Annotated in this window: 13 protein-coding genes, 1 riboswitch and 1 other annotated feature; of the genes, 10 read left to right on the plus strand and 3 right to left on the minus strand. The window is 32.0% G+C overall.

The features are described 5' to 3' along the window. The first annotated feature begins 49 nt into the window (after nucleotides 1–49). From AC0GLR_RS02705 to AC0GLR_RS02715, 3 genes are read left to right on the plus strand one after another with little or no spacing between them, the layout of a single operon-like run. Nucleotides 50–823 (plus strand): transporter substrate-binding domain-containing protein, encoded by a 774-nt coding sequence (locus AC0GLR_RS02705; protein WP_495605238.1) that lies wholly within the window; start codon nucleotides 50–52, stop codon nucleotides 821–823. 13 nt (nucleotides 824–836) lie between these two features. Further along, entirely contained in the window at nucleotides 837–1,532 is a 696-nt protein-coding gene (locus AC0GLR_RS02710; protein ID WP_495605239.1) for an amino acid ABC transporter permease, read from the plus strand. Continuing rightward, the gene (locus AC0GLR_RS02715) at nucleotides 1,532–2,269 is read left to right on the plus strand and encodes an amino acid ABC transporter ATP-binding protein (RefSeq protein WP_495605240.1); all 738 of its coding nucleotides are present in this window, start codon (nucleotides 1,532–1,534) and stop codon (nucleotides 2,267–2,269) included. The genes AC0GLR_RS02710 and AC0GLR_RS02715 overlap by 1 nt, the downstream gene beginning before the upstream one ends. A 50-nt stretch (nucleotides 2,270–2,319) precedes the next feature. On the opposite strand, the gene AC0GLR_RS02720 is transcribed toward AC0GLR_RS02715, so the two are convergent. Next, nucleotides 2,320–2,811 carry a hypothetical protein gene (locus tag AC0GLR_RS02720; RefSeq protein ID WP_495605241.1) on the minus strand — a complete coding sequence of 164 codons (492 nt, stop codon included), beginning with the start codon at nucleotides 2,809–2,811 and terminating at the stop codon, nucleotides 2,320–2,322. A 295-nt stretch (nucleotides 2,812–3,106) separates the two neighbouring features. Beyond that, nucleotides 3,107–3,190, plus strand: a riboswitch (SMK box riboswitch). Between AC0GLR_RS02720 and metK the strand changes: the two genes are divergently transcribed. Both metK and AC0GLR_RS02730 read left to right on the plus strand, forming a co-directional pair. Then, nucleotides 3,188–4,375, plus strand: coding sequence for a methionine adenosyltransferase (gene metK, locus AC0GLR_RS02725; protein WP_495605242.1), 1,188 nt, complete (start codon nucleotides 3,188–3,190; stop codon nucleotides 4,373–4,375). (Overlaps the previous riboswitch by 3 nt.) 53 nt (nucleotides 4,376–4,428) lie before the next feature. Next, nucleotides 4,429–5,895 carry an MDR family MFS transporter gene (locus AC0GLR_RS02730; protein ID WP_495605243.1) on the plus strand — a complete coding sequence of 489 codons (1,467 nt, stop codon included), beginning with the start codon at nucleotides 4,429–4,431 and terminating at the stop codon, nucleotides 5,893–5,895. Here AC0GLR_RS02730 and mnmM read toward each other — a convergent pair. After that, a complete protein-coding gene (mnmM, locus tag AC0GLR_RS02735; RefSeq protein WP_495605244.1) occupies nucleotides 5,892–6,452 on the minus strand; it encodes a tRNA 5-(aminomethyl)-2-thiouridylate-methyltransferase MnmM in 561 nt (186 codons plus the stop codon). The genes AC0GLR_RS02730 and mnmM overlap by 4 nt on opposite strands. Before the next feature lie 109 nt (nucleotides 6,453–6,561). Further along, nucleotides 6,562–6,767, plus strand: a binding site (T-box leader). Nucleotides 6,768–6,821: 54 nt separating this feature from the next. On the opposite strand from mnmM, the gene leuS reads away from it, so the two are divergent. Then, nucleotides 6,822–9,242 (plus strand): leucine--tRNA ligase, encoded by a 2,421-nt coding sequence (gene leuS, locus AC0GLR_RS02740; protein WP_495605245.1) that lies wholly within the window; start codon nucleotides 6,822–6,824, stop codon nucleotides 9,240–9,242. Nucleotides 9,243–9,357: 115 nt separating this feature from the next. Continuing rightward, entirely contained in the window at nucleotides 9,358–10,965 is a 1,608-nt protein-coding gene (locus AC0GLR_RS02745) for a putative polysaccharide biosynthesis protein (RefSeq protein ID WP_495605405.1), read from the plus strand. A 46-nt stretch (nucleotides 10,966–11,011) separates the two neighbouring features. On the opposite strand, the gene AC0GLR_RS02750 is transcribed toward AC0GLR_RS02745, so the two are convergent. Next, entirely contained in the window at nucleotides 11,012–11,842 is an 831-nt protein-coding gene (locus tag AC0GLR_RS02750; protein WP_495605246.1) for an NAD(P)H-hydrate dehydratase, read from the minus strand. 70 nt (nucleotides 11,843–11,912) lie between these two features. Here AC0GLR_RS02750 and pepV point away from each other — a divergent pair, with 70 nt between their 5' ends. From pepV to AC0GLR_RS02765, 3 genes are all read left to right on the plus strand, one after another. Continuing rightward, entirely contained in the window at nucleotides 11,913–13,322 is a 1,410-nt protein-coding gene (pepV, locus tag AC0GLR_RS02755) for a dipeptidase PepV (RefSeq protein WP_495605247.1), read from the plus strand. Between the two features lie 329 nt (nucleotides 13,323–13,651). Then, on the plus strand, nucleotides 13,652–14,512 hold the full coding sequence (locus tag AC0GLR_RS02760; RefSeq protein ID WP_495605406.1) for a MetQ/NlpA family ABC transporter substrate-binding protein: 861 nt from the start codon (nucleotides 13,652–13,654) through the stop codon (nucleotides 14,510–14,512). A gap of 13 nt (nucleotides 14,513–14,525) precedes the next feature. Further along, complete coding sequence (locus AC0GLR_RS02765; RefSeq protein WP_495605248.1) at nucleotides 14,526–15,680, plus strand: ArgE/DapE family deacylase; 1,155 nt, start codon at nucleotides 14,526–14,528, stop codon at nucleotides 15,678–15,680. Nucleotides 15,681–15,923: the final 243 nt, after the last annotated feature.

The raw sequence follows: 15,923 nt of genomic DNA on the forward strand, positions 1-15,923 counted from the left end.
GTTATAATGATAATACATACAAAAAATAAGTGAATTGGGAGATGCAATTGTGAAAAAGAAATGGCCGTTATTATTAATATTAGGATTAACAACGATTGTCTTAGCTGCTTGTGGTAAATCACAGAGTGAAACCAAAACTCCAGGAACTTTGACGATTGGGCTTGAGGGAACTTATGCACCATATGCTTATCGAAAAGATGGTAAGTTAACTGGTTTTGAAGTTGAATTAGCTAAAGACACTGCTAAGAAAATGGGAATGAAGCCTAAGTTTGTAACAACTGGGTGGGATTCCTTGATTGCTGGATTAAATTCAAATAACTATGATGTTATTTTTAATAATATGGCAGAAAATTCAAAACGTAAAAAGCAGTTTAGATTCTCAAAACCATACGTTTATTCTAAATCTGTGATTATTACCAAAAAAGATTCAAAAATAAAGAATTATAAAGATCTTAAAAGTCAAAAAGTTGCTGCTGGAACTGGAACAGATAATTGGAATAATGCTAAAAAAATGGGAAGTACTCCCGTTTCTTCTCCGGATTTTCAAACTTCAATGAATATGATTAATCAAGGTCGAGTCAGTGCTGCGGTCAATTCTCGTGAAGCTTTTGAATATTGGAAAAAGAGTCATAAAAATACGGATTTAACTTATAAAACTATTCCTAACAATGTGATTGAACCAGATGCTATTGCACCAATGATGAATAAAAATTCAAGTGCTTTAAATAAAAAGATGAATAAAGCTCTTGATGAAGAACGTCGTGATGGGACAATTAAGCGTTTGTCTATCAAATATTTTGGGACCGATATTACAAACAAATAGGAGCTAAATTGATATGTGGAACATCATCATTTCATCATTACCTAGTTTAATTGAAGCAATGCTTAAATATACGATTCCACTGGCATTGATTTCTTTTGTATTCGGGATGATTATTGCAATTGGCGTAGCATTAATTAAATTTTTAAATCCTAAAATTAATGGATTACTCTTAATTTTTTGGAAGTTAATTCGATTAGTAGCTAACTTTTATGTATGGGTTTTTCGTTCAACACCATTGTTAGTTCAGTTATTTATAATCTTTTTTGGACTTCCATCAATTGGAATTAAATTACCTCCTTTTACAGCTGCAGTAATTGGATTTTCATTAAATACTGGTGCTTATGGATCAGAGACGATTCGTTCAGCTTTGATGTCAGTAAGTAAAGATCAGTGGGATGCTGCTTATACACTTGGTTTTAGTACGCCACAAACTTTATGGCGTATTATTATGCCACAAGCATTTCGAATTGTTTTACCACCTTTGTCTAATGAGTTTATTGGACTTGTTAAAGATACTTCTTTAGCAAGTACAATTACGATTGCAGAAATGTTTCAGGTAAGTCAACAGATTGCCGCACAAAATTTTCAACCATTGTTGATGTATGTTGAAGTGGCAGCGTTATATGCCTTCTTATGCACAATTTTGAGTGTATTACAGCATTATCTTGAGCATCGTTCTTCAAAGTTTATTAAAGGGGACGCAAATTAATGTTAAAAATTAAAGATATCAAAAAAAGTTTTGGTAAAAAAGAAGTTTTAAAGGGCATTAGTACTATTTTTCCAGAGAAAAAGACAACTGTGATTGTTGGACCTTCTGGATCAGGGAAAACGACTTTATTACGTTCTTTAGATTTGTTGGTTAAACCTGATTTTGGAATAATTGAATTTGATGATTTGAAAATTAATTTTTCTGAACCTTTCACTAATAAAACTGCTAATGCATTACGTGATAAAACCAGTATGGTATTTCAAAATTGGAATTTATTTCCTAATCTGACTATTTTACAAAATATTACTGAAGCTCCAATATACGTTCAAAAAATTAACAAAACAGCGGCTAAAAAGCAGGCTCATGAGTTATTAAAAGAAGTTGGATTAAATGAATATGCTGATGCTTATCCGAGTGAATTATCTGGTGGTCAGCAACAAAGAATTTCAATTTGTCGGGCTTTAGCAGTTAAACCAGAGTATATTTTACTAGATGAACCAACAAGTGCTCTTGATCCAGAAATGGAAACGCAAGTGCTAGAAATGTTGGAACGCTTATCTGATCAAGGTCAATCAATGATTATGGTTACTCATAATATGCAATTTGCTAAAAATGCTGCTGATAAGATCTTATTTATTGAAAATGGAAAAGCAGATTTTGATGGCACCAAGGAAGACTTTTTTAGTACATCTGCTCCTAGAGTTAAAGAATTTTTGCATGGTATTTCATTAAATTAATAAAAAAACTACCTAAAATTTTTAGGTAGTTTTTTATATTTAAATTATGTCTAAATAAAAGCAATCATCGAAATTACTATAAATGAAATTAAACAGTAAAGTAATTTTTCTTGTCGTGAAAAAATTTGTATTCCATATGATACTAGGACTAATGCAATCAATAAAATATCTTTAAACAAAGGGAAGTTAGCCAAAACTAATCCAGCAAAGATAATAATACAGACTACATTAATTAAATCTGCTAATTCATGATGAAAAGTTAAATTAAAAAACAAAAAGTACAGCGTACATAAAATGCCAACATTCAAAACTACATTTTGATCTAAGTATTGTTGGTTCAAAAAATTAATAGCTGAAGTTGGAATTACAGAATTAACAATTGAAAAACAAAACAATCCATAATAATTTTTTAAATTCATATTTGGAATCATAATACAAATGTTGACAATTCCAATTAAGATGAAAGCTCCGATTAATGTTATAGGGAACCAACTAATTAACGCTAAAACAATTGGAATTATATTAACGCTGATTAAAATCATTGGATTAAATTTTTTTATAATACAATTTATAATACAAATAGATGATATTGACCAACAAATTTCACAAAGTAACATAAAAATGGATTTAAAAGAATTAAGTTGAAACAAATTGTTGTTAGCGGCGATATTCCAAATATAAATATTAAAAAAAATAAAGCAAATTATTTCAATTGCTATTTGTAACTTTTTAAAATAAACTAAATGATTTTCCATGTTTTTACCTCAATTGTTTTAATATTAGAATATTTTACAAAGTTATTCAACTATTTATTTTTTCTTAAATATGATAATATAGAATAGTTATGAGTGTATTCCCGATAGGATTCACATACTTTGTGAAGATGCCTTGTAACCAAAAATACTAGGGGGAATGAAGATGTCTGAAAAACATTTATTTACTTCTGAATCAGTTTCAGAAGGACATCCAGATAAGATTGCAGATCATATTAGTGACGCAATTTTAGATGCAATGTTAAAAGAAGATCCAAATGCTAGAGTTGCTTGTGAAACTTCGGTAACAACCGGGTTAGTATTAGTTTTTGGAGAAATTTCAACTACTGCTGATGTTAATATTAGAGAAATTGTTCGAAATGTGATTAGAAAAGTAGGATATGATAATCCAGCTTATGGTTTTGATGCTGATAATGTTGCTGTGTTGGTTTCAATCGATGAACAATCTCCAGATATTGCTCAAGGAGTTGATGAGTCTGAAGAAACTAGGAGTGGAGCAGATGATCCGTTAGATCAAATTGGTGCAGGTGATCAGGGAATTATGTTTGGTTATGCAATTGACGAAACACCTGAATTAATGCCATTGCCAATTTCTTTAGCTCATCATTTGATGCAAAAAATTGCTAAGTTACGTAAAGATGGAACTATTTCATATTTGAGACCTGATGCTAAAGCTGAGGTTACTGTAGAATATGATGAGAATAACAAACCATTGCGAGTAGATACAGTTGTATTGAGTACTCAGCATGATCCAGATGTTACGCAAGAACAAATTAAGCAAGATGTGATTGAAAAGGTTGTTAAGACAACTATTCCAGCTAAGTACTTAGATGATAAAACCAAGTATTTAATTAATCCAACTGGAAAATTTGTAATAGGTGGGCCTAATGGTGATGCTGGTTTAACCGGACGTAAAATTATTGTTGATACATATGGCGGTGCTGCTCATCATGGTGGTGGTGCATTTTCTGGTAAAGATGCCACTAAGGTTGATCGTTCTGCTAGTTACGCCGCTCGTTATATTGCTAAGAATATCGTAGCTGCTGGATTAGCTCATCGACTTGAAATTCAATTGGCATATGCAATTGGGGTCGCTGAACCAGTATCAATTGAAGTAAACACTTTTGGGACTTCTAAATATTCAGATGAAACTTTAATCAAAGCAATTAGAAAAACCTTTGATTTGCGTCCAGCTGGAATCATTAAAATGCTTGATTTAAAACGACCAATTTATGAACAAACTTCTACATATGGTCACTTTGGAAGAACAGATGTTGAACTACCTTGGGAACAAACAGACAAGGTTGAAGCATTAAAGAAAAATGTTAAATAAAAAACGACCTTAGTAGGTCGCTTTTTTATTCTGAATGATTAGGGGATAATTGAATGACGAAAAAAAGGAAAACAAATGTACAAGTCGTGACATTTGCTTTATTTATTGCCACTTTTATGAGTGCGGTAGAAGGAACGATTGTTTCAACTGCTATGCCAACTATCGTTGGTGATCTTCATGGGGTTTCTTTAATGAATTGGGTATTTTCCATTTTTTTGTTGACAAATGCAATTGCTACACCGATTTATGGTAAATTAGCTGACCAATTAGGTCGAAAAAAAGTGTTTATTTTTGGAGTTTTGGTTTTTACCATTGGTTCCATGTTTTCTGGATTGTCAGATAGTATGGAAATTCTGATTATTTGGCGAGCAGTACAAGGAATTGGAGCAGGAGTAATTATGCCAGTTTCTTTTACGATCGTTGCTGACATGTATTCATTTAAAAAAAGAGCAGGTGTCGTGGGTTTATTGGGATCAGCTTGGGGAATTGCTTCAATCGTAGCTCCGCTGTTGGGTGGATTTATTGTAGATAATCTTTCCTGGCATTGGATTTTCTTTGTAAATGTACCGATTGGATTATTGACTATTTTTTTAATTAGTATTTTTTTGTTTGAACCCAAACAAAAGCGAACCGGGAAAATTGATTACGGCGGCGTAATCTTAATTGCTATCTTTTTATTATCTGTAATGTATATGTTTCAGATTATGGGTGAAAGCCCACTTAATTTATGGTTAATTGGTTTGTGTTTATTTATAGCATTTATAACCGGATTTTTATTTATTAAACAAGAACAAAAAACTAGTGATTCAATTATTCCAATGGATATGTTTAAAAATCGAACTTTTGTAACACAAAATTTAATTGCGGCTTTAATTAGTGGTTTTATTTTTGGATATGAGGTTTATCTTCCTGATTGGACACAAGGAATTTTAGGATTGAAAGCAACAATGGCAGGATTTGCTATCACTCCTAGTTCAGTTTTATGGATGTTAGGATCATTTTTAACTGGCAAATTAATTGTTAAATATCGCCCCCAAACAATTACTAATGTTAGTTTAATTTTGATTGCATTTGGGGCAACTATGTTAACAATCCTACCAATTTCAACACCGTTTTTTATTTTCTTTATTATTTCAGGAGTCATGGGAATCGGTTTTGGAATTTGTATTACAGTATCTTCAGTTACGGTTCAAAACGAGGTGTCAAAAGATCGGATTGGGGTTGCTTCATCTTTTAATACTCTTAGTCGAACTTTAGGTCAAACTCTAATGATTTCAGTTTTTGGCATTGTGATGAATAATACAATGGCAAATGGAGTTTTAAAACATCATGGAACTAGCATGAGATTAATGGACCAATTAATTAATCCTCAAACTGCAGTCAAGATTAATAGCAAGTTATTGCCAATTCTTAGAAACATTTTGTATACAGCAATTCACCATGTTTTTGAGGTTGCATTGTTATTGGTTATTGCCGCATTTGTAGTTAATTATTTTGATAAACCAAAAAAGAAAATTTAACGTTTTTGAATAGCCAATAAAATTGGAGGTTCATGAATTTGATTAATGAATTGATATTGTAAAATATTGTATTCGGATTGATTGATATTTTTTGCAAAATCAATTACTTGTTCTTTTTCTTGTTTTCCACCAGGATGTCCGTAATAGATTACAATTATAATCAAACCATTTTTTTGTAGTAGTTTCATACTGCTCTTAATTGCTGTAATGGTAGTTTTTCCTTTAGTAATAATAGAATGATCGCCAGCAGGTAGATAACCAAGATTAAAAATGGCTGCGGCAATGGGTTTATCAATATATTTTTCGATATTTTCATGACTATCATGAATTACCTTGGTCTGTAAATCACAATTATTTTTATTAACTAAATTTTGTGTTGTTTTAATTGCAGCGGTTTGGATGTCAAAACTATAAACATGGCCTTTTTTTCCAACTAGATTAGCAAGAAATAAAGTATCATTTCCTTTTCCAGCAGTTCCATCAATTACTGTATCATTTTGCTTAATGGTATCTTTTAATAAAAGATGACTAAAATTTAATGCTGATTTTAATTTCATATTGAATTACCCTCTATAAACAACTATATTATTTTTAATAAAGCTATTATACCAACAAAATTGCTTGTTATTTTTTCAAAAGTTTGATAAAGTTACTTTTAATGAAATATATAAATTGTAGATACGAATTAGTAGATATTATACTGTTTAACAGAGACTAAGTGGCTGGTGTAAGCTTAGAAACAGATAATTTTGAACTTCTCGTTGAATTTTAACAGAATTTAGTATGTTAAACGTATTCCGCGTTAAGGATCATTGAGAGTCTCTTTATTGTAAAGAGAAATTTAGGTGGTACCGCGGAACGTCGTCCTATAGAATTATGTAATTCTATGGGATTTTTTTATTGATTACGTTAAGGGGTGGAATATTGTGGCTTATAATCATGAAAAAGTAGAACAAAAATGGCAAAAATATTGGGAAGAAAATAAAACTTTTCGAACAAGTGATAAACAAGAAAAAGAAAAATATTATGTATTAGATATGTTTCCTTATCCTTCTGGTCAAGGTTTACATGTTGGTCATCCTGAAGGCTATACAGCAACAGATATTATGGCTCGGTTTAAACGGATGCAAAATAAAAATGTACTTCACCCAATTGGGTGGGATGCTTTTGGTCTTCCGGCTGAACAATATGCTATGAAAACCGGACATAACCCTAGAGAATTTACACATGAAAACATTACTAATTTTAAACGTCAGATTAAATCACTTGGTTTTTCATATGATTGGGATCGTGAAGTAAATACTACAGACCCTAAATATTATAAATGGACTCAGTGGATTTTTGAACAATTATATAAAAAAGGCTTAGCATACGAGGATGAGATTGAGGTAAACTGGGCTCCCGATTTGATGGGAGGTACAGTTGTTGCCAATGAAGAAGTTGTTAATGGTAAAACAGAACGGGGGGGTTATCCTGTTTATCGAAAACCAATGAAACAGTGGGTTTTAAAAATCACTGCATACGCTGATCGTTTGTTAGATGATTTGGATGATTTAGATTGGCCTGAAAGTATTAAACAAATGCAACGAAATTGGATTGGTCGTTCAGTAGGTGCAAGCGTTAAATTTAAGGTTGCTGAAAATGAGAATCAAGAGATTGAAGTATTTTCAACTAGAGCAGATACATTGTTTGGTGCTTCATACTTGGTACTAGCTCCTGAAAATCCAATCGTTGATCAAATTATGACACCAGAACAAAAAGAAGCAGTTGAAAAATATCGTGCTAAGATTGCTTCTAAATCAGATTTAGAGAGAACTGATTTAAATAAAGATAAATCCGGTGTTTTCACAGGTGCTTATGCGATTAATCCAGTAAATGGTAAACAAATTCCAATTTGGATTGGTGATTATGTTCTTTCTTCTTATGGAACAGGTGCAATTATGGCCGTTCCAGCTCATGACCAACGAGATTATGAGTTTGCCAAAAAATTTGATTTACCAATTATCCCTGTAATTAAAGGGGGAGAGATCAGTAAAGAAGCTTATACTGGTGATGGCGTTCACATTAATTCTGGGTTTCTTGATGGTCTTGGTAAACAGGAAGCGATTGACACAATTATTAAATGGCTTCAAGACCATCATGCAGGAGACAAAAAAGTTAATTATAAGTTGCGTGATTGGATTTTTTCTCGTCAACGTTATTGGGGAGAACCCATTCCAGTTATTAACTGGGATGATGGGACTAAATCTTTAGTTCCAGAAAAAGATTTGCCACTTAGATTACCTAAAACTGATAACTTAAAACCTTCAGGGACTGGTGAGAGTCCATTGGCTAATTTGGATGACTGGGTAAATGTAACTGATGAAAATGGACGTCATGGTAAAAGAGAAACCAATACTATGCCTCAATGGGCAGGGAGTTCTTGGTATTATTTGCGTTACATCGATCCAGATAATGACAAAATGATTGCTGATCCTAAGAAGTTAGATTATTGGCTTCCAATTGATTTATACGTTGGTGGAGCTGAACATGCAGTGTTGCATCTGCTTTATGCACGCTTTTGGCATAAATTTCTATACGATTTAGGCGTAGTTCCTACTAAAGAACCGTTTCAGAGATTAGTAAATCAAGGAATGATTTTAGGAACTAACCATGAAAAAATGTCAAAATCCAAAGGTAATGTGGTTAATCCTGATGATATTGTTAATGAATACGGAGCTGATACACTCCGTTTGTATGAGATGTTTATGGGACCTTTAACTGAATCAAAACCCTGGAGTACGGATGGAATTGTTGGAGCTAACCGTTGGATTAAACGTGTATGGCGGATGTTTTTAAATGATGATGATACTTTGAGTAACATGATTGTTGAAGATAATGATGGTTCGCTTGATAAAATTTATAACCAGACTGTAAAGAAAGTTACAGATGACATTGAAAACATGCGATTTAATACAGCTATTTCTCAAATGATGGTTTTTGTGAATGAGGTTTATAAGGTTAAAAAATTACCTAAAAAGTATGCTGATGGATTTATTAAACTACTGTCACCAATCACTCCGCATATTGGGGAGGAAATTTGGCAAAAATTAGGTCACAAACAACCGATTGATTATACTGAGTGGCCTAAGTATGATGAAAACAAACTACAAGACACTAGTTTTGAAGTAGCAGTTCAAGTTAACGGGAAAGTTCGTACGCATTTAACTGTTAATGTTGATACATCAAAAGAAGAAGTTCAAAACTTGGCACTTGCAGACGAAACTGTAAAAGGCAATTTACAAAATAAGACAGTTAAAAAAGTAATTGTAGTTCCAAATAAACTAGTTAATATTGTTGCTAAGTAGTTATGTTTTATGAATTTTGAGGTGAAAGTAGGTTAGATTTTTGGATAACAATTTTGAAGATAATGAAATTGAAGAAGAAACCGAGTTTGCGGATTCTGAAAAAGCTAAAGGACAGATGTTGAAAGGATCTGCCTGGATGACGATTGGAAGTATTTTATCTCGGATTCTGGGAGCTTTATACATTATTCCCTGGCGTTTAATTTTCGGAGTATCATTATTTCCGATTGCTAATTCGCTCTATACCCAGGGATATAATATATATAGTTTTGTTTTAATTGTTGCAATTGCAGGAATTCCATCTGCGATTGCTAAGCAAGTTGCTCATTATAATGCATTAAATGAGTATGGAGTTGGAGTTAAATTATATAAACGTGGCCTAGTCTTAGCAATAGTGATGGGAGTTCTTAGTGCCTTGATTCTTTGGTTTGCAGCTCCCTTTTTAACTAATGGTGATGATAATGTTATTCCTGTAATTCATTCATTGTCGTTAGCAGTTTTAATTATTCCAACTATGAGTTTAACAAGAGGTTATTTTCAAGGTTATCAAGATATGGCGCCTTCAGCTATTTCACAATTTGTTGAACAACTGGCACGAGTAGTATATATGTTGGTATCAGCATTTGTGGTTTTGGATATTATGCATGGTAATTGGGTTACTGCAGTTTCTCAATCGACGTTTGCTGCTTGTGTTGGTGCAATTTTTGGTTTCTTAATTTTGGGTTGGTACTATTGGCGACGTCGATCATACTATCGTGGACTAGTGGCAAACAGTAACAATAAATTAAATGTACCTACCAACCAATTGTATAAAGAGATTATTAGTCAGGCGACCCCATTTGTAATTTTAGGGGCTGGAGTAACTATTTTTTCCTTGATTGATCAGTTTACTTTTTTCAATATTATGCGAATGGCGACTAATTTTTCTGAAAGTACATTACAGGTTAACTATGCAATTTTTGCTGGGAATGCTAACAAGTTGACTATGATTGTAGTTTCTTTGGCTTCTTCATTAGCGATTGCAGTTGTTCCATTACTTTCAGAAGCATATACTAAGAAAAATAAAAAAGGAATGCGTGATCAATTTTCAAATACATTGATATTGTTTGAATTTATTATGATTCCAGCTGCTTTAGGAATGGCAGCTATTGCAGGTCCTTTAAACCGAACTTTTTATGGAACATCAAACATGGATTTCAGTAGTAATATATTGGCATTTTCTGCCATTGAATCAATTCCAATTGGATTATTTGTAGTTGTTTCAGCTGTTATGCAAGGTGTCTCACAAAACAAACGAGCAGTTAAATACTTTGTGATTGGTGTCATTGTTAAATTAATCACGCAATTTCCATTGGTTTATGCTTTTGGTGCATTTGGAACTTTGATTTCAACCATGGCTGGCTTCATTGTTGCTAATGAATTAATCATTTATTCTTTAAAAAAATCTTTTGGTATTCAAGAAGAAAAGATTGGCAATTTTACGGCTAAGATTTTGTTTTATTCATTGGTTATGTATTTTGTAGCATTAGTTGCAGTTTATGGATTGAATTTTTTACTTGGTTTCATTGTTAATCCGTTCAGTTCAATGATGAGTTTGGTTGTAACTGTTATTGCTGCTTCAATAGGTGGCTTTGTTTATATGTATTTATCATTAAGAAGTCGAATAGCAGATGAAGTTTTAGGTAAACGGGTACAAAAAATTAGAGATATATTGCATATTAGTTAAATTTATAAAATAAAAAGAGTTGAAACCAATTTGGTTTCAACTCTTTTTAGGCTTCATTATCTTTCATAAATTTAGGTAAAAATTCTGAAATTTGATGTGGTAACACAACATATTGTTTTTTTGCTAAAATATCAGCAATTTTACTATGAGTATAAACAGCTGCTAAAACCGCATTTTCTGTATCTTTAAATTGTGCAACAAATCCACCAATGATTCCTGCTAATGTATCTCCCATTCCACCAGTTGCCTGGGCAGGAGTACCAGTAGTATTCTGATATACTCCATTTTTAGTGTAAACTTGAGTTCGGTGTGACTTGACTATCACAATTGAATTTTTGAAGAGTTTTTTATAAGCAATTAAATTATTTTTTTCTGTTTGATCTTTAATTTTAATCCCTGATAAACGCTGCCATTCCATTTGATGGGGTGTAAAAATTAATTTTGTTTTTGGGAGTTGTAACTGATATTTTGCGATTAAATCGATTGCAGATCCATCAATAATTAAAATTTGATTTGGATTCACAGTCTTGAGAACGGTTTTTAAAATTGTTAAACCATTTTCGTCTGTTCCTAATCCGGTGCCAATTGTAATTACATTCATGTTCTTAATTAAATCAATCATCTCAGTAGTGTTTTTATAATCAGCAAACATGGCTTCTGGAAGCCAAGAATGCAGGCTTGATTGATTGCTTTTGTCAGTTAGTGTAGTTGTTAGTCCAGCACCTGAATAAACCGCACCTAAGGAGCTCATGATAATTGCACCGCCAAAGTTTTGGTTTCCTCCTATCAGAGCAATTTTTCCATAGGTTCCTTTAAAACTGTTATCTGGTCTGACTTTAATTGTTTCTTTTAAAATTGATTGTTCGATTTCTTTCATTATCCGTCACCTCGGGGTCATTATATCATGATCTGAATTTCATTTATGCTAAAATTAATGTATTGAAAGGATGATTTTAATGATTGATTGGAAAAATGAAGCAAAAAAATATGAGAAAGATTACTTATCAGATTTAAAAGATTTAGTAGCAATTGATAGTTCTAGAGATATTGAACATAGTACTGACGAGTTTCCTTTAGGTCCTGGTCCTGCTAAATCTTTAGAAAAGTTTTTGGCAATTGCTAAAAGAGATGGTTTTGTAACTAAAAACATTGATAATATTGTTGGTTATATTGAATTTGGTACTGGTGATAAATATTTTGCAATGTTAGGACATGCAGATACAGTCCCTGCTGGAAAAGGTTGGGATACAGATCCATTTCAAATGACCATTAAAGATGGAAATGTAATTGGTCGAGGGACTTCTGATGATAAAGGTCCAGCATTAGCTGCTTACTATGGTTTAAGAATGTTAAAGGACAATAATATTATTCCTGATTTGAAGATTAGATTAATCATTGGAACTGATGAAGAAACTAATTGGACAGGAATGAAACGTTATTTTGAAGTAGAGCCTGCACCTGAAATTGGGTTTTCGCCAGATGCTGAATTTCCTTTGATTAATGGTGAAAAAGGTAATGTAACTTTTGAAACTGAATTTAAGGGTCAAGAGTTACCGGGGGAAAATAGTTTAATATCATTTAACGCTGGTTTAAAAGAAAATATGGTACCGCGTGATGCTGAGGCAATTATTGATACTAAAGATTGCAAACAAATTGCTTCTAATTTTGAAAATTTTCTGTTAAATGTCCCAGTAACTGGAACTTACGAAATTAATAATCAACAAATTAAATTAGAAGTGGTTGGTAAAGCTGCGCATGGAATGGAACCTAAAAATGGAATTAATGCTGGAACATATCTTGCATCATTTTTACATCAATATAAATTAGATGAAAGCGGAGAAAATTTCATTGGTTTTATTGCTGATAAATTACAAAATGACTCTAGAGCAAATAAACTTGGTCTAAAATATACTAATGATATTATGGGCGATTTAACCATGAATGTTGGTATCATGAATTATGATACTCAAAATGGTGGAATGGTGAATACTAATTTTAGATACCCTAAAGGTGTTACAGTTAAAAAAATCCAACAACAATTACAAGACAATACTGCTTATTATGGCGGTAATGTTAAATTGATTGGTGACATGATACCTCATTTTGTTAGTCCAGATGATCCTTTAGTTACAACATTAATGAATATTTATAAAACACAAACTGATCAACAAGCTGCCCAACCAGAAGTTGTGGGTGGGGGAACTTATGCCAGAATGATGGAGCATGGAGTTGCATTTGGAGCATTATTTCCAGGTGCAGAAGATACTATGCATCAGGCTAATGAATTTCAACCAATTAATGATTTATTATTAGCAATGTCAATTTATGGTCAAGCCATTTACGAATTAACAAAATAAATATTTTTGTTGACAGTTTTTTTAAATAGTTATATATTAATTCCATTAGGAAACGAGCTGTTAAATAAAAAAACGGAAAAGTTGAGTATAAATTGGAATGTCTTAGAGAGTCTCGATTTGGTGAAAAGAGATGGCTGGAAGGTTTAGAAGATGGGCTTGGAGTTTTTATTAGTGAAGATTAAGCTAATAACGGATTTGTAGTCGTTACTACTACAAGGTTATACGTTATTGTGTAACTTACTGAGATTAATTTAGCGATAAATTAATAAATTAAGGTGGTAACGCGGGAACATCCGTCCTTTTATAAGGGCGGGTGTTTTTTGTATGAAATGAAAGCAGGTAGAATTATGAGAATTAAAAAGAAATATGTAATTGGAATTGGATTGTTAGTTATTTTACTTTTTTTAGGTTATTTAAGTTTTGGAAAACAAGCAACTCAAAACAAAAATACGATTACAGTTGGAATTATGGCCGGATCAAAATCAGAACAAGAAATTTGGGACTCAGTTGCTAAGACTGCCAAAAAAAGATATGGACTTCGAATTAAATTTCAAAGATTTACTGATTATAGTCAACCAAATGCAGCATTATCAAGTAATAATATTGATGTAAATGCATTTCAAAATTATCCTTTCTTAGATATCTGGAATCAAAAAAATCATACTAGCATTGTTCCAGTCGGTGATACAATCATTGAACCAATGAGAATTTATTCTTATAAGAACCAAAGTATTGTTAAAATTCCCACTAAATCAACTATTACAGTTCCTAATGATGCTAATAATGAGTCACGAGCTTTATTTGTGTTACAAAGTGCTGGTCTGATTAAAATTAAGTCTCATACAAACTTAGCAACTACTAAAGATATTATTAAAAATGATAAAAATTTAAAGATTAAAGAAGTTGATGCTAGCCAAACTGCACGTTCTTTAAATGATGTAGAAGCAGCTGTTGTTAATGGTAATTATGCGCAAACTGCTAATTTGAATCCTAGAAAAGCAATTTTTACCGAACCTTTAAAAAAGGATTCTCATAAATGGATCAATTTTATTGCATCAAATAAAGAAAATCGGAATGATAAAAAGATCAAGGAATTAGTAAAAGCATATCAATCACCTGAAACTGCCAAAGTTATTAAAAGAGTATCTGGGGTAAACCAGCTTCCAGCTTGGAATTTAAAGCTTAAATAAAGGAGAAGGAATTTTGGAAAAAGCTAAAAAAATAAAAATTTTACAAGATTTAGTTCGAATTAAATCTGTTAATGGTAATGAACTTGCAATTGCTAAATATTTTTCCAATTTATTGCAAGAATATGGAATAAAAAGTAAAATTATCCCTTTAAATGGGAATGATCATAGAGCTAATTTGATTGTTGAAATTGGGAAAAATAACAATCGAGTTCTTGGATTTACTGGTCACGCGGATACAGTAGCAGTCGTAAATGAAAATGATTGGGATTTTCCACCTTTTGCTGGGGTAATTAAAGGTAATCGTTTATATGGACGTGGAGCAGCTGATATGAAAAGTGGACTAGCAGCTGAAATAATTACCTTAATCGAACTAGTTGAAACTAATCAAGTTCCAGATGGTAAAGTCAGAATGATTATGACGGCTGGAGAAGAATTTGGAGCGCCTGGAGCTCATCAGATCCCAAAAGAATTTATTAAAGATTTAGATGCCTTGGTAGTTGGAGAAGCAACTGATGGAAATATTACTTATGCGCATTCTGGTAGCTTGAATTATCGAGTAAAAAGTAGCGGAAAACCCGTTCATAGTTCTACACCTGCATTGGGAATAAACGCGATTCAAGGGTTGGTTGAATTTATTAATGTTGAGACAAAAATATTTGAGGATGCTGATAAAGATACTATTTTAGGAAATGTTCAACATAGTGTAACGGTGATTAAGGGTGGCAATCAAATTAACACCATTCCAGCAGAAGCTTCCCTTCTTGGTAACGTGCGTCCAACACCTAGTTTTAATAATAAACAAGTAATAGCTTTACTAAAGCAGAAAATCGCTGAAATTAACGAACAAACAAATTATCAATTGAAGTTTGAACTTTTACACAATTTTTATCCAATTTATACTTCTCAAGATAATGGTTTTGTGCAAACTGCTCTTGATATTTCCAGCGATATTTATCAGAATCGAAATATTAAATTAATTGTTGATAATGGGGCTAGTGATGCAAGTATATTTGTGCAAAATAACCCTCAAATGCCAGTAATTTTGCTTGGACCCGATAAAGAAGGATCTTCTCATCAAATAAATGAACATACTACAATTAGTAGTTATTTGGACACCATTAAAATTTATAAAAATTTAATTTTAAATTATTTTTCTAAAACAATTTAACTATTTACCTGTGGATTTTGTAAATTAATTTGATGATTCTTGACATTTTCACGTGTGTTCATTATTATTAAGAATAGATTAAGTAAAAGGCGTACTTTAAATCAATCCTGAGAGATTGACAAGCTTAGTAATATGATAAAATAAGTGAACTTTGTCTTTCACTAAACATATTTAAAATTTACATTTCAATTAATCGTTTCCAGTGAGAAACCAATTGAGTTAATAAAGATATAATCAATTTGG

It is taken from the genome of Fructilactobacillus sp. YLN 2412 (genome assembly GCF_059488745.1).

Coding starts and splice junctions, on each gene's coding strand:
- pepV (WP_495605247.1), top strand. CDS start 11,913: ATGATTTTAATGATTGATTGGAAAAATGAAGCAAAAAAATATGAGAAA.
- AC0GLR_RS02720 (WP_495605241.1), bottom strand. CDS start 2,811: ATGATTTTAATCAGCGTTAATATAATTCCAATTGTTTTAGCGTTAATT.
- AC0GLR_RS02760 (WP_495605406.1), top strand. CDS start 13,652: ATGAAAGCAGGTAGAATTATGAGAATTAAAAAGAAATATGTAATTGGA.
- metK (WP_495605242.1), top strand. CDS start 3,188: ATGTCTGAAAAACATTTATTTACTTCTGAATCAGTTTCAGAAGGACAT.
- AC0GLR_RS02715 (WP_495605240.1), top strand. CDS start 1,532: ATGTTAAAAATTAAAGATATCAAAAAAAGTTTTGGTAAAAAAGAAGTT.
- mnmM (WP_495605244.1), bottom strand. CDS start 6,452: ATGAAATTAAAATCAGCATTAAATTTTAGTCATCTTTTATTAAAAGAT.
- AC0GLR_RS02745 (WP_495605405.1), top strand. CDS start 9,358: ATGTTGAAAGGATCTGCCTGGATGACGATTGGAAGTATTTTATCTCGG.
- AC0GLR_RS02730 (WP_495605243.1), top strand. CDS start 4,429: ATGACGAAAAAAAGGAAAACAAATGTACAAGTCGTGACATTTGCTTTA.
- AC0GLR_RS02710 (WP_495605239.1), top strand. CDS start 837: ATGTGGAACATCATCATTTCATCATTACCTAGTTTAATTGAAGCAATG.
- AC0GLR_RS02750 (WP_495605246.1), bottom strand. CDS start 11,842: ATGAAAGAAATCGAACAATCAATTTTAAAAGAAACAATTAAAGTCAGA.